The sequence below is a fragment of the Shewanella sp. 1311 genome (genome assembly GCF_059338235.1).
Genome location: NZ_CM181686.1, coordinates 5,068,846 through 5,082,002, shown reverse-complemented (window position 1 = coordinate 5,082,002; position 13,157 = coordinate 5,068,846). Strand labels below are relative to the sequence as shown.

The following is a 13,157-nucleotide window of genomic DNA, read 5'->3' as shown; positions in this document are numbered from 1 at the left end:
ATTTACACCTTAATATTAATGATCGAACCTATCGTTTCTGAATCAGTTTCAATCACTTCTGTTGAGGCTTCACCTTGTCTTAATGACTCATTTGCTGCCAGTAATGCCGAGGTTTTATCGGGCTGGGCAACATCTCTAGCAGGCTCAGCCGGAGTCGCACTTTGCGTCTGTGTAGGTTTAGCCACATCTATTGTTGCTTGAGTAAGCCCAGATTGAGCACTTTGCAAGCCTTGCAGACCGGATGAATAAGCAGATTGGATTTGCATAACGGTATTCCTGCACGCTGTGATTAATGGGTCAATTATTGACCAGTAACGTGCAAAAGTACAGATTTTATCCGCATTCTCAGCATTTATTTACGGCCAGATTTATCCTGTGATCCAATTAGCTTCCCAATCCTTAAATACGGGATTAAAACCCTGCCGTTGCATCTGTTCGATAACTTGCTCGACACTGCGATCATCGCTTATCTCAAATTGATCGAGTTGACTGTCAGGCGCTTGATAGCCTCCCGGTTGTGTCGAACTGCCCGCACTGATTTGAGTGATCCCAAGTGGCAAAAGATTATCCCTCAGCTCAGGACTTTCTCTTGTCGACATGCTGATATCAAGCTGTTGATTAAAAAGTCTAAATGCACAAATCATTTGCACTAAACCTAGATCCGATAGCATGACTTTTGGGGTGATCCCGCCAGTACAAGGTCGTAACCTTGGTAGCGAAATACTAAAGCGGGTGCGCCAATAGCGTCGCTCTAAATAGTCGAGATGATATCCCATCATTAACGCATCTAAACGCCAATCATCCAGCCCTAATAAAACCCCAAGACCAATTTTATCTACTCCCGCCGCTGCAACTCTGTCTGGTGTTGCTAAGCGATAAGTAAAATCCATTTTTTTACCTCGGGAATGGTGACGAGCATAAGTCTCTGGCTGATAGGTCTCTTGATAAATCATCACAGCATCTAAACCTAGCGCGACTAACTGGCGATAATGGTCCTCACTCATGGGCTGGACCTCCATCGCCACATGGCTAAATTGCTGCTTTACCAGCGGCAACATTTGCTTGAAATAATCGATGCCGACCTTAGTTTCATGCTCACCCGACACCAGTAAAACAGAATCGAAGCCCCTATCTTTGATAATGGCCATTTCGGCCATCAACTCCAGCTCATTCAAGGTCTTGCGTTTGAGTTTGTTACTCATGCTAAAGCCACAGTAATCACAATCATTAGCGCACAGATTCGAGACGTATAGCGGTAAATACATGCCCAGATTCGCGCCAAATCGCTGCCGCGTAAGCGCCGCAGAGTGCTGCGCCATGGTTTCGATATAAGGTTCCGCCGCAGGTGATAGCAAGGCCAGTAAGCTACGTAAATCCCCTGCTGGACTCACTAGCGCCCGCTCAACATCTTGGGCAGTGCAAGAATACAAATCGAGTAACAGTTTATCCCGTGGGATCTTGGTAAATTCCGCTACAAAACTCATTGATTTAAAAATCCCGTCAGAGGACTAGTATGTACCGCGCCCGTTTGTACTCGGCCAAGTCCTGCTTCAAAGGCCCGTCTACCGCATTGCACCGCCTCCCTAAAACACTCGGCCATCACTATCGGCGACGCGCTGCTGGCGATGGCCGTGTTAACGAGCACCGCATCGGCGCCCAGCTCCATTGCCCGCGCAGCCTGCGAAGGTGCGCCAATGCCTGCATCGATCACCACAGGCACCCGCGCCTGCTCTATGATGATTTTTAAAAAGCTTTCAGTGACTAAACCCTGATTACTGCCAATCGGACTCGCCAGTGGCATAACCGCAGCGCAGCCTACATCTTCCAAGCGGCGACAGAGCACAGGATCGGCATGCACGTAGGGCATCACGATAAAGCCTTTCTCACAGAGGATTCTAGCCGCCTCTAAGGTTTCTATCGCATCGGGCATTAGGTACTTAGGATCCGGGTGGATTTCGAGCTTAATCCAATGAGTTCCCAGCATTTCACGGGCAAGCTCAGCCGCAAACACCGCTTCCTTGGCGTTTCTCGCCCCCGAAGTGTTAGGCAATAGCCGTACACCCGCTTGGCGTAACGGCGTGAGTAAATCATCAAGCCCCATTTTAAAATCAATTCTTTTCATCGCAACTGTCACTAACTGCGATTTTGAAGCAGTTATCGCCTCAAGCATCACTTGGCTATTGCTGAATTTTCCCGTTCCGGTAAATAACCGTGATTCAAACTCCACATCGGCAATCTTTAACATACTAGCCTCCCGCTACAGCTGAAAAAAGTTCTAATTTATCTTCATGTTGGCAGAGAATCGATTGCCAGCGATTACGCGGAACCACCTCTGCATTCAACACGATAGCGACCGAATCGAGGGCTATATCTTGCGCGAGGATCACAGCCGCGAGCGAAGTCGGTTCCGTTAATGGCTGCGGGACATTATTTATGTGAATTAAAATCATATCAAACCTTCATATTTTATAGTCTGCTGGGCTTATCGGATGATGAACGAACCTCTTTTGGACCACACACATCACAATGGGGATCCCGCGTTAATATCGCCGCTGTCCATGAAAGTGATTTAGCGTCGAAGCGCCAAAAACGCCCCAACAAGACATTTTTCGATTCATCGCAACCGCTATCCACATTCAACAAGAGCTGCATGGCCACCAAAGATTGCATTGACGCCATGACGCCTACGCTCGGCCCGAGTACGCCTTGGGCACTGCAGCTCTGCGACACTCTCGTCTGTGCGGGGAAAATACAGTGATAACAACCACCAGAGGGGAACAGCATTTGGTCGACCGCGAACAATTGGCCGCTAAATGCTGCGATTGACGCGCTAACTAAAGGCAAAGCCGCTTCGATACAGCGGCGATTAATGGCTTGGCGAGTCGCAAAGTTATCGGTGCAGTCAAGCACTAGCACTTTTTTGCCCTGTTGTTTTGCCAGTAAAATATCAGCCAAATGATGAGCCGATGTCGCAGGATTAAATGCTGTTTCATAGGCAGTAACAGTGCAATGCGGTGCTATGCCATTGAGCTTTTGCTTGGCAACTCGCGCCTTATTGAGTCCAATATCGGCATCGTTGAATAACAATTGTCTTGGCAGATTTGATACTTCAACCTTATCCATATCGATTAAGGTCAAGCGACCAATACCTGCACAGGCCAGATATTGCGCCGCCAATTGCCCTAAACCGCCAAGACCGATAATAGCGACACCAGCGTCGGCCAGTTGTAATTGCCCAGCCTCACCCACTTCTGGCAATAAGACTTGCCGAGAATAACGGATGAAATCGGCATCACTGAGTGCATGGCCGCAGTGTTCATTGTCGCTGTGTATATGACCGCAAAGAACCTCTGCGTGAGAAAGAGGTGTTTTTTTACTCATGCTTTGCATCCAACTCATGCTTTACAGCCAGTTCTTCAGACAAGCTACATTGCTCCCAAGCTTGGCTCAGCTCTGCAAACGCTGCGACTGGCTCCTTAGCTTTCGTTATTGCGCGCACCACAGCAATATTGCCCACCCCTGTTGCTTTCACCTTTGCCAGATTTGTTAAGTCAATACCGCCAATTGCGACCAAGGGATAATGGCATTGGAGTAACGCCACATAGTGTTTAAGTTTTGCGAGCCCTTGGGGCGCCGAAGGCATTTGCTTCGTCGTGGTTGGGAATATATGCCCAAGCGCTATGTAGGATGGCGAGTATTGGTGCGCCAATAGCAACTCGAAATAACTGTGGCTCGATATGCCTAGCGCGAGCCCCGCGGCTTGAATGGCCGCTAAGTCAGTAACGGCGAGATCTTCTTGGCCTAAATGTACCCCGAAGGCATGGTATTTTATCGCTAACTGCCAGTGATCATTAATAAAAAGCTGTGCATTAAAATGCTTGCCTAAGGCAATGGCTGTTTGAATTTGTGCTTCTAATTCGGAGCCAATTAACTCAGGTTCGCCTGACTTAGATTTGCCTGACTCACATCTACCTAGCGCAGACTTGCCTAAATCAGATTCGGCTGGCGCGGTGGTAGTAGTTAACTCGCTGATGTCGGTTTTTATCCGTAACTGCACAGTTTTAACGCCTGCCGCTAATAAACTTTCCAGCATGGTTAAGTCACTCACCACGGGATAAACACCAAGCTCGGCATCGAGCACTTTAAAACAGTGGGATAAAATATTTTGAGGTGGCGTCGAGGCTATTCTTACCTGAGCGGTTGCCTGATCTGTTGCGGATAAAACTGTTGCAACTAAATCATTACCAACATCAAGGTGTTGGTTGAGTTGATAACTAATAAAATTGCCATCACACAGATTTATCTTGGCATATCGGGACAAGTTATTAGGCCAACCCGTACGGGCCAACGGCCCTGGACCTTGCCCTAAACCAATCGCCGCGCTTAAGCCTTGACTCACGTAGGCTTTCGCAACAACCACCGCATCTTGCAATACAAAACCCTGCGCTAACACGGCGGCAATGGCCGATGACAAAGTGCAGCCGCTACCATGATTATGACGGGTATTAACCCGCTGGCTGGCTAACCAGAAGCGCCCATTTTGATGCAGCTCAGAGCTCGCGCGCACTTGACGACAAACTAGATAATCCTCGGCAAGCTCAAGGTCCCAGCCGTTGCTATCAAGAGCGATAACATGAACGTTAGCCTGAGTTTGAGCATAAGTGTTATCGTGAGTTTGAGCATGAGTATCATCAAGAATGTCAGTGCAACCAAAGCTCACATCGCCACCTTTAGCGAGCACACTGCAATCAAGGCTCTGGGATAAAGCCAGTGCCGCGGCAGCGAATTGCGCTTTCGTTGAAACATCACTGTGAGTTAACCGCCCAAGTTCAAGCACATTGGGCGTGATAAGTTCGATTAAACCTTTGAAAGGCTTAAAATCTAAGGCTGATTTGGCCGCACTTTTTATATCCTGACAGTTATCTACTGCTAATGCATCGCCACAACTGGCGACCATCACAGGATCGACAATCACAGGCACAGATGGATAGTGGATTTTAAAACTCGCGATCCAATCTGCCAGCAATGCCACTTGAGTTTGATCTGCCAGTAAGCCGATTTTAATTGCTTTGGGTGGCAAGTCGGAAAGTAGAGTCGTCAGCTGAGCCATTAACATCGCCGCTGATACGGGCTCGACTAAAGTGACCGCCACAGAACTTTGCGCCGTCACTGTGGTGACCACACTGCAACCGTGACAGCCCAAATCTTGAATTGTCGCTAAGTCCGCCTGAATACCGGCACCACCGCCACTGTCTGAACCAGCTATGGTCCAGACAAACGCGGGACGCTCGGTATTCATGGGCACATTATCCCCATGAATACCCAACATAATTAGGCTTCCTCAGCTTCGGCGACAAGCTTGTCTTTCACGTGATAGATCTCGGCGCCCGAAGCAGCAAATTGTGCCGATTTTAGCGCCATTGCCGCTTCCAACTCCTGCGGCGTCTTAACTGTGACTTGCATGGCTTGGTCAGCCGCTTCAACTTGCTCCGCCTTCGCTTGTGCCGCCTCTAAGCCTGCGGCATAGGCGCGCACATCTTGGGTGATTTTCATCGAACAAAATTTAGGGCCGCACATAGAGCAAAAATGCGCGACTTTAGCGGATTCCTGCGGTAAAGATTCATCGTGATAAGCACGTGCGGTTTCAGGATCGAGTCCTAAGTTATATTGATCTTCCCAGCGGAATTCAAACCGCGCCTTTGCCAGCGCATTATCACGAATTTGCGCACTCGGATGACCTTTCGCCACATCGGCGGCGTGGGCGGCAATCTTATAAGCAATCAAACCTTGCTTAACATCTTGTTTATTCGGTAATCCTAAGTGTTCTTTTGGCGTGACATAACACAACATAGCGCAGCCGTACCAAGCAATCATGGCCGCGCCTATGCCGGAGGTGAAATGATCATACCCAGGTGCGATATCGGTGATTTGTGGGCCAAGCGTGTAAAACGGCGCTTCATCGCAGTGAGCTAACTGCTTGTCCATGTTCTCTTTAATGAGCTGCATCGGGATATGTCCCGGCCCTTCGATAATGGTTTGTACGTCGTATTCCCACGCGATTTTGACTAGCTCACCTAAGGTTTCAAGCTCTGCAAACTGGGCGGCATCATTAGCGTCGGCAATCGAGCCTGGACGCATACCATCACCTAAAGACAGGGATACATCGTAGGCGACGCAAAGCTCACAGATCTCACGAAAATGGCTGTAGAGGAAGTTTTCCTTGTGATGACTCAGGCACCATTTGGCCATAATTGAACCGCCGCGAGAAACGATCCCAGTAACACGTTTAGCCGTCATCGGCACATAACGCAGCAGCACACCAGCATGAATAGTAAAGTAATCAACACCTTGTTCCGCTTGTTCAATCAAGGTATCGCGGAACACTTCCCAGGTTAAATCCTCTGCCACGCCGTTCACTTTCTCCAGCGCTTGATAAATCGGCACTGTGCCGATGGGCACTGGCGAGTTGCGGATGATCCACTCGCGGGTCTCGTGGATATAACGCCCCGTGGATAAATCCATTACCGTATCTGCACCCCAACGGGTTGACCAGACGAGCTTTTCCACTTCTTCCTCGATGGATGACGTCACCGCAGAATTACCAATATTGGCATTCACTTTCACCAAAAAGTTACGCCCAATGATCATAGGTTCGGCTTCGGGATGGTTAATATTCAGCGGAATAATCGCGCGGCCACGGGCAACTTCGGCGCGGACAAATTCGGCGGTAATCGGTTCGCCGACTAAGGCACCAAAAGCTTCGCCCTTGGCTTTACGATTGAGGATTTCATCCTGTACTTCGGCAAGTGCCATGTTCTCGCGGATCGCCACATATTCCATTTCGGGAGTGATAATCCCTTGACGGGCATAGTGTAATTGGCTGACTCGTTTACCCTGCAGCGCTCTGCGTGGGCGAACAATTGCACTCGAGCCAGCCTCAAAACGCAGATGGTCTAAACCATCATCGGCGAGTCTTTGTTGGGTAAAGTCTGAGGTCGCGCAGGGTAATTGCTCTGTATCGTTGCGGGCTAGGATCCAGTTTTGTCTTAATTTACCAAGGCCTAGACGCACATTGATGTCGGCCTCAGGATCGGAATAAGGTCCGGCGCAATCGTACACTCGGATTGGCGGATTTTTCTCCATGATAGGCGCATCATCTGTTCCGCCCACCAGCGTGTCAGTCTGCAGAATGTGTCGCATGCCAACGCGAATATCGGCACTTGAACCTTCGAGATAAATCTTTTGTGAATTAGGATGTTGCAGTGGCGCTAACGTATCGATAAAGGCTTGGGCCTGCGCGCGGGTTTCGCGGCGACTCGGCGCCTTAGGCACTGTTGATTGACTAGACTCAGACGATTTATTAGGGATTGTCGATTCTGGCGCTGTAATTTCTATCGCATTGGCAGCTACAGCTGGGTTTTGGTTTGAACTGGACATAAGCAATCTCACGTTAAAAAATGGAGTTGCTTGTCTGGAGAATTGAGTTGTTGATAGCTGGGCATGGCAATCAATTTTTGTGGCCAACACTGGCTTCAAAAATTGAGTTACCCTGCTCAATAACAATTAAATCTAAACATTAAGGCTTAAAACACTGCTTAGTTAACAGATGTTCAAGCCGTCTATTTTGGCGATTTAATGTGTGTTATTACGCTTGTTTCCTTCGCAGGTTTTAACCTGATCAGGTTCAACGGATCCCGAATAAACGGTCTCAGCCAAGAGGCACTCCGACAAGATGAGTGCGCAGTATAGACAGAAGCGGCAGTAACAAACAAGGAAAAAAGTAATTAAAAATCTTAACTACCAATCCAAAATAAAGACTCACAATCTATTGTTTTTAATTGAAAAAATTAAATAAAACTAAAAAAACTTATAATAGTCGTGAAAATAAATCATAAAAGAAAGTCACTATTTATGGGGTTTGAGCATCATTTTGTTTAATCGAGATTGAATGGCATCATCAATAGCTTGATTGATTTTTTTGCCACTGCAGTTAATGGGAAAACCTAAATTTTCGGCGTTAGGATTAATTTGTGTCCCCAGACGGACGACGCGATAACAAGTATCCCCTATACGCACAATACGATTTGGGTCTAAGGGTAAATCTAGACTCGTTGTGCCACCGAAATCATCGGCGTTAGGGACAAATAACACTTCCATCTCAGGGCTCATTTCACTCATATTCGATTTCCGGGTGAATTTATCGGCCTGTTCAATGACGAGATCATCGAGCGCTTGCTCGCGCTGACGTTCAAAATATTGCTGGGTGAATAAACTCATGCTTGAGCTTGTCGCTATTGTGCTCTCACCTTCTGCTGCGGGCGAACTCTTAGCGCCAAGCTGCGGCTTTATTTCTGTAGCATCAAACATATTCGTTGGCTTTTTTGCCGTTGCTTCCACGGGCTGTACTTCACTTTGTACACTTGATTGAGATTGGCTTGATTGAGTGATGTCCGGTTTAACCGTATCTGGCTTCACTTTTCCCTGATCTACTTTTTCAGGCACGACCTTTTCAAGTATTGGCATAGGCTTAACTTGAGTTGTAGGCGTGGGAACAGTTGTAGGCGTAACAGAACTTTCCGCTTCAGTCTTATCCACGGCCTTGCTCTCTGTTTCTAGCGCAGCGCTTTCAGCCTTCTCTACCGCGGGAGCATAAATAAAGTAAGCTTTAAGCGCCGTCACTTTAGAGCCCCGACTTCCCGTTTCCGTTAATCCAAAGGGATTTAACTGTGGGCGCCACAAAATGCAGATAAGTAAAAATAAACACGCATGCACTAAGAGCACAAAAAATAGCAGACTTAATCCTTTGAAATACGGCTGACGAGCACGTAAAACTGATCCCGTCTCCAATGCCTGATCACTGGTTTGTATTATCCTAGACAGTTCAGGTTTGGATTCAGATTCAGCAACCAATTTATCTTGATGTTGATCTTGATGTTCAGCATGGATTTCTTGCAGTACTAAATCTTGGGCTTGCTCATGATATATAGCTTGAGTGTCATGCTCAGTGACTAAACGGCCTGCACCACGATTGAACGCTGACGGCTCGGCATCAGTGGTAAAAACAGGCGTTTGAGCAGTATCCAGATCACCGAAGTGATGATCAAATGCAATAAAAGTCTCACCTTCTGGCGATGTGACCGAAAAAAGCAAAGCACTATCAGCATCATCTCCAATCGCTATTGCTGTAGGAGATACTGTCAATAAAGGCGTGGCTTTGGGTTGACGTTGAAAAGGCAAAATCCATCCTTAGGTTTTGTGTAGTCTCAATTGATTTCGATGATACTTAACGTGGAACAATTGCACTCAAATCCAATATCAATCCAATATCGAGTTGCTGAATATTGAAAGAGAATTATCCAATGATTGCATTTACTTGCGAGTGCTCAACGCAGATTAGAGGAGGCAAACAGGGTAAAGTTCAACGCGAATACAACACGCGACAAGCGCAGTGCTTACTCCAATGCTTGATCAGACACTTGTCAGTTGAGACAAATAAGGCTGGGAATTGAGCTCACTATCGCGCTAAATTGAAAGGAAATGGCTTGCTAACTCTTACGTCTTGAAGCGGATAACATCATCAATGCGATACGCTGACGGGAATGCAAGACGGCGTTAAAAATCTAAAGGTGAAAACAATAGAAGCCAGCCATATATTTAAGCTTACAAGTGTACGCTTAGATGTGGTGATTTATTTTCCTTACTGATAGACTCAGTCATTATCGTTTGCGAGTATGTATCTACCATGTCGAGTCAAAGTATTATCGAACAACAAAACCCAGCTAAAACCCTTGCTAAGCCTGGGCCGTATAGTATTAAAGAAGAAATCGCTAATAGCGTATCCCATGGCTTAGGCGTCATCGCAGGCATAGTGGCATTGGTACTGATGTTACTCAAAGGGCAAGATCATCTAACGCCAATTCAACTAACAGGCGTTGCCATTTATGGTGCGAGCATCATAGTGCTTTTTCTATGCTCGACCTTATACCACAGCGTTAGCCATTCAGGCTGGAAACATAAACTTAAGATCGCCGATCACTGCGCAATTTACTGCTTGATTGCAGGAACTTACACACCTTTGATGCTGATAAGCCTACAGGGGACGCAATCGATAGTAATTTTAACGGCGATTTGGTCGCTTGCAATTGGTGGGATCCTATTTAAGACGCTATTTATTCACAAATTCAAAAAGTTAAGCTTAGTCTTGTATCTCGCCATGGGTTGGCTATGTGTCACTGTGATGGGCGATTTAACGGCGGCCATGTCGGAGTTAGGTTTTAATCTATTGATCTTAGGCGGATTATTTTACACTTTAGGGGTGGTGTTCTACGTAGGGAAACGCATTCCATTTAACCATGCCATTTGGCATTTGTTCGTGCTTGGCGGTGCCATGAGTCACTTTCTGTGTATTTATCTGACTGTTATTTAAATGGCTATGATTTACCTGATGGTGATTTAACTGGCTTTAATTTAAATGGCTATGACTTAACAGATGGTGATTTATCTGTGAGTCAAAGCTAAAAGTCGTTAATTATCTATTCAAGCACTTCCTCAAACGCTCTCTCAAACATCGCAATCAAACACGGCTATTCAATTCAGTAAACAGCGACGCTAATAGCGCCGCTTGTTCTGCTCTGCCACACTGGCGCCAAAGCGCAATAATGCACTCTGCAGTGCATAAGCCTCCTTCTTGCTGATTACGCCGCAATATAAAAGCGGATTCAGGCATAAGTGGCGGCAAACTGACTCGTGCAGCCATTTTAAGATAGGGGCTCTGGCGCAGCATCTTACGCGCCTCCTGCCAGGTCGCATCTAAAATCACCACTTGGCTCGGCATTCGCTGTTCTGCTATGAGTGTGGATTGCGCAGGCGCTAACAACATTTGTGCGTTCGAGAGCACTGGCTCAGCTAAAACCGTATCTAAGGCATTATGATCAATGGGCCCAGTGTGCTCAGTATCACTTGCAGGAAACAACAGTTTAGCCTGCTGCGATGCCAACATAGCCACTAAATCGTTATCAGGTGCCGTTCTCGACCAGACGATGCTTTTCACCTCTTCAGGGAATGCGGCTAACGCGAGTTGGCCAGTATTCGTTTTGCGGGTTAACTCGCGTTCGTGGGTCAATAAAATAATCTGCATTGCCTTCCTTGCTGCGGCAAAAGAATGAGAAATAGCCTTGTTCATCAACTTAATCATACAGAAGACCGAAGTGAATCCGCTTAAAAGATCAGGTTGAAATAACGACGTTTAATCGCTAACCAAACCCTGCTCACTCAGTTATGTGTGAAATAAAATCATACATTAAGATAATGATTTAAAAGTGATAAAACTTACAAGCATTCCAACACTATCTGTTTTAGCAGAAAAGTTTCACGCTCTATTGATTGGCCTTTATGGGGATGATTGCGCTGAATATCTTCATTATGGGCGATAGCTTGATGAATATTGAGCCATTCAGGCCGCATGCCATTTTTTATCTCATGGGCTTCTAATCGAGTCTCACCTAAACCACGCTCGCCCAGTGCGGTGTCGATACGGCACACATAACAAAATGACTCCATGTGCACTACGTTCGCCCCTTCACGGTACCAAGGTCGAAACTCTTCGTAACGGCCAAAGGGGGCTAACACTTGAATGTCTAGGGCGCCGGTTTCTTCCTGTAGCTCGCGGATCAGCCCGTCTTCGAGGCTCTCGCCGTCGTCAATTCCGCCGCCGGGTAAGCTGTAGTCGCGGTATTTTTGAGTATAAAGCAGCAAAATATCTTCACCCGATAACACAATCGCGCGGGCAGCTCTGCGATAAAAAACGCGTGCCGTCTGTAGGTTAACCGCTGGATCTTGGGTGGTTCTCAATAAACGCATAGTCGTAGCCATTTGCCGAAAAGGAGTCGCAGCATAAACGAAAATGTGCCAAATGCAGATCAAAAACTGTAGCAGAGGCAATAATCACACTCAGTCCCGTACGAGTGATTAATAGGTTTTAGCGATTAGAATCTTGATTATTAACGGCTTAAGCTAAAATCGATTTGCCCATGATATTAACAACGCGATCGCGATGCATCATCTCTTTCGCCTGATTCTCATCTTTAGTGCTCACGTAATGCCTAAGCGGCAAAAATGCTCAGGAACATTCAAACTCACTATGCTCATTCAAGAGCTGGGCCAATTGCTGCTGATAGGCATCAATAATCTCTGGTGTTTGCTTATGCGTGGGCATGCGTTGGTAATGACCAATCACCTGCGACAAATAACGCTGCGCTCGCGGCAAACTTGCTTCATCTAGCATCTGCCACATTAACGAACCTGTAGCACTGATAAGTAGACCATTTGGAGCCGCGATTGTACTGACATGGAGGATTTCGTAGAAACGTTGATTCTCTTCCAATAAATGTTCCGACTTAAGCCCTAGCCCTAAGGCTGAGAGTGATTGCCTGACATAGTAATTATGATGCACGGGACACAAAATAAATTCGAGGTGCCGCTGTGGGTGTTGAGCTAGAATTGCCTTCACTAAGTCCACCAGCAGTTCACCACCCACACCAGCGATGATGATCAACTGTTTATCCTTGTCACTGGTTTGCACGAGCGGTAAAGCCGCAACATCAAGGCAATGCACTTGCCACTGAGTATGACAACTTAAATTTGGGTCTATGTCTAGGTTTAAGTGTGGGTCTATTTCTGGGTTTAAGTCTGGATCTAAGTTTGGATTAAGGCCTGATATGTCAGCGGGGAAGAAACGCTGCAAACGCAGTTCAAGCGCCTGCATCAGCGAAGGGACACAATCGACAAAGTGTACATGGCGGGCAGCGCTCCTTTCTAGCAACAACATACCGAGTAAACCATGATCGCAGCAGCAATCCCAAATATGATCGTAATGACCATTGATCATGCTGTTTATCTGTTGTAAACGTTGGCTAATTTTCACGGTTTGACCTTACTGCTGCGGCTCCAAATGCTGTAAATCCCACTGTAAATCCCACGCTAAATTGCATTTTTAAGCAAAAAGAAAGCGCGCATATTACCCGAGTCAAAAGCAAACCACATCTTTTGTTCGTGCCCTCGCAATGCTTCTCGTCACTTCTGTTACGTCACGCCTTAATGTGGTGAATACGTATGCAGTCCGTTGCGGTTAAAAAGCCATCGCCACTAGTATGCTGTGA

The 13,157-nt window shown here is 46.8% G+C and carries 12 protein-coding genes and 1 riboswitch; of the genes, 1 reads left to right on the top strand and 11 read right to left on the bottom strand.

Annotation, left to right across the window (positions count from 1 at the left end; genetic code table 11):
* Positions 1 to 2 precede the first annotated feature (2 nt).
* From AC5YB3_RS22300 to AC5YB3_RS22265, 8 genes are all read right to left on the bottom strand, one after another.
* Positions 3 to 266 (bottom strand): hypothetical protein, encoded by a 264-nt coding sequence (locus AC5YB3_RS22300; protein ID WP_006081755.1) that lies wholly within the window; start codon positions 264 to 266, stop codon positions 3 to 5.
* Positions 267 to 368: 102 nt separating this feature from the next.
* Positions 369 to 1,484: a 2-iminoacetate synthase ThiH gene (gene thiH, locus AC5YB3_RS22295; protein WP_494526203.1), complete on the bottom strand. Its 1,116-nt coding sequence runs from the start codon at positions 1,482 to 1,484 to the stop codon at positions 369 to 371.
* A complete protein-coding gene (locus AC5YB3_RS22290) occupies positions 1,481 to 2,245 on the bottom strand; it encodes a thiazole synthase (RefSeq protein ID WP_494526202.1) in 765 nt (254 codons plus the stop codon). Before AC5YB3_RS22290 ends, thiH begins: the two co-directional genes overlap by 4 nt.
* A gap of 1 nt (position 2,246) precedes the next feature.
* Positions 2,247 to 2,450 (bottom strand): sulfur carrier protein ThiS, encoded by a 204-nt coding sequence (gene thiS, locus AC5YB3_RS22285; protein ID WP_006081758.1) that lies wholly within the window; start codon positions 2,448 to 2,450, stop codon positions 2,247 to 2,249.
* Positions 2,451 to 2,466: 16 nt separating this feature from the next.
* Complete coding sequence (locus AC5YB3_RS22280) at positions 2,467 to 3,381, bottom strand: HesA/MoeB/ThiF family protein (RefSeq protein WP_494526201.1); 915 nt, start codon at positions 3,379 to 3,381, stop codon at positions 2,467 to 2,469.
* Positions 3,374 to 5,329: a bifunctional hydroxymethylpyrimidine kinase/phosphomethylpyrimidine kinase gene (locus tag AC5YB3_RS22275; protein WP_494526200.1), complete on the bottom strand. Its 1,956-nt coding sequence runs from the start codon at positions 5,327 to 5,329 to the stop codon at positions 3,374 to 3,376. Before AC5YB3_RS22275 ends, AC5YB3_RS22280 begins: the two co-directional genes overlap by 8 nt.
* Before the next feature lie 2 nt (positions 5,330 to 5,331).
* A complete protein-coding gene (gene thiC, locus AC5YB3_RS22270) occupies positions 5,332 to 7,437 on the bottom strand; it encodes a phosphomethylpyrimidine synthase ThiC (protein WP_494526199.1) in 2,106 nt (701 codons plus the stop codon).
* 201 nt (positions 7,438 to 7,638) lie between these two features.
* A riboswitch (TPP riboswitch) is annotated at positions 7,639 to 7,737 on the bottom strand.
* 168 nt (positions 7,738 to 7,905) lie between these two features.
* Positions 7,906 to 9,237, bottom strand: coding sequence for a hypothetical protein (locus tag AC5YB3_RS22265; protein ID WP_494526198.1), 1,332 nt, complete (start codon positions 9,235 to 9,237; stop codon positions 7,906 to 7,908).
* A 505-nt stretch (positions 9,238 to 9,742) separates the two neighbouring features.
* On the opposite strand from AC5YB3_RS22265, the gene trhA reads away from it, so the two are divergent.
* Positions 9,743 to 10,426, top strand: coding sequence for a PAQR family membrane homeostasis protein TrhA (trhA, locus tag AC5YB3_RS22260; RefSeq protein ID WP_494526197.1), 684 nt, complete (start codon positions 9,743 to 9,745; stop codon positions 10,424 to 10,426).
* A gap of 147 nt (positions 10,427 to 10,573) precedes the next feature.
* On the opposite strand, the gene AC5YB3_RS22255 is transcribed toward trhA, so the two are convergent.
* From AC5YB3_RS22255 to AC5YB3_RS22245, 3 genes are all read right to left on the bottom strand, one after another.
* The gene (locus AC5YB3_RS22255) at positions 10,574 to 11,137 is read right to left on the bottom strand and encodes a tRNA-uridine aminocarboxypropyltransferase (RefSeq protein WP_494526196.1); all 564 of its coding nucleotides are present in this window, start codon (positions 11,135 to 11,137) and stop codon (positions 10,574 to 10,576) included.
* Positions 11,138 to 11,328: 191 nt separating this feature from the next.
* Positions 11,329 to 11,859: an NUDIX hydrolase gene (locus AC5YB3_RS22250; RefSeq protein ID WP_041408466.1), complete on the bottom strand. Its 531-nt coding sequence runs from the start codon at positions 11,857 to 11,859 to the stop codon at positions 11,329 to 11,331.
* Positions 11,860 to 12,118: 259 nt separating this feature from the next.
* Positions 12,119 to 12,922, bottom strand: coding sequence for a tRNA (adenine(22)-N(1))-methyltransferase (locus tag AC5YB3_RS22245; protein WP_494526195.1), 804 nt, complete (start codon positions 12,920 to 12,922; stop codon positions 12,119 to 12,121).
* Between the last annotated feature and the right edge of the window lie 235 nt (positions 12,923 to 13,157).

What these genes read in the sequence shown, in the direction of transcription:
- thiS (WP_006081758.1), bottom strand. Translation starts at nt 2,450, where the DNA reads ATGATTTTAATTCACATAAATAATGTCCCGCAGCCATTAACGGAACCG.
- AC5YB3_RS22250 (WP_041408466.1), bottom strand. Translation starts at nt 11,859, where the DNA reads ATGCGTTTATTGAGAACCACCCAAGATCCAGCGGTTAACCTACAGACG.
- thiH (WP_494526203.1), bottom strand. Translation starts at nt 1,484, where the DNA reads ATGAGTTTTGTAGCGGAATTTACCAAGATCCCACGGGATAAACTGTTA.
- AC5YB3_RS22300 (WP_006081755.1), bottom strand. Translation starts at nt 266, where the DNA reads ATGCAAATCCAATCTGCTTATTCATCCGGTCTGCAAGGCTTGCAAAGT.
- thiC (WP_494526199.1), bottom strand. Translation starts at nt 7,437, where the DNA reads ATGTCCAGTTCAAACCAAAACCCAGCTGTAGCTGCCAATGCGATAGAA.
- AC5YB3_RS22275 (WP_494526200.1), bottom strand. Translation starts at nt 5,329, where the DNA reads ATGTTGGGTATTCATGGGGATAATGTGCCCATGAATACCGAGCGTCCC.
- trhA (WP_494526197.1), top strand. Translation starts at nt 9,743, where the DNA reads ATGTCGAGTCAAAGTATTATCGAACAACAAAACCCAGCTAAAACCCTT.
- AC5YB3_RS22290 (WP_494526202.1), bottom strand. Translation starts at nt 2,245, where the DNA reads ATGTTAAAGATTGCCGATGTGGAGTTTGAATCACGGTTATTTACCGGA.
- AC5YB3_RS22255 (WP_494526196.1), bottom strand. Translation starts at nt 11,137, where the DNA reads ATGCAGATTATTTTATTGACCCACGAACGCGAGTTAACCCGCAAAACG.
- AC5YB3_RS22280 (WP_494526201.1), bottom strand. Translation starts at nt 3,381, where the DNA reads ATGAGTAAAAAAACACCTCTTTCTCACGCAGAGGTTCTTTGCGGTCAT.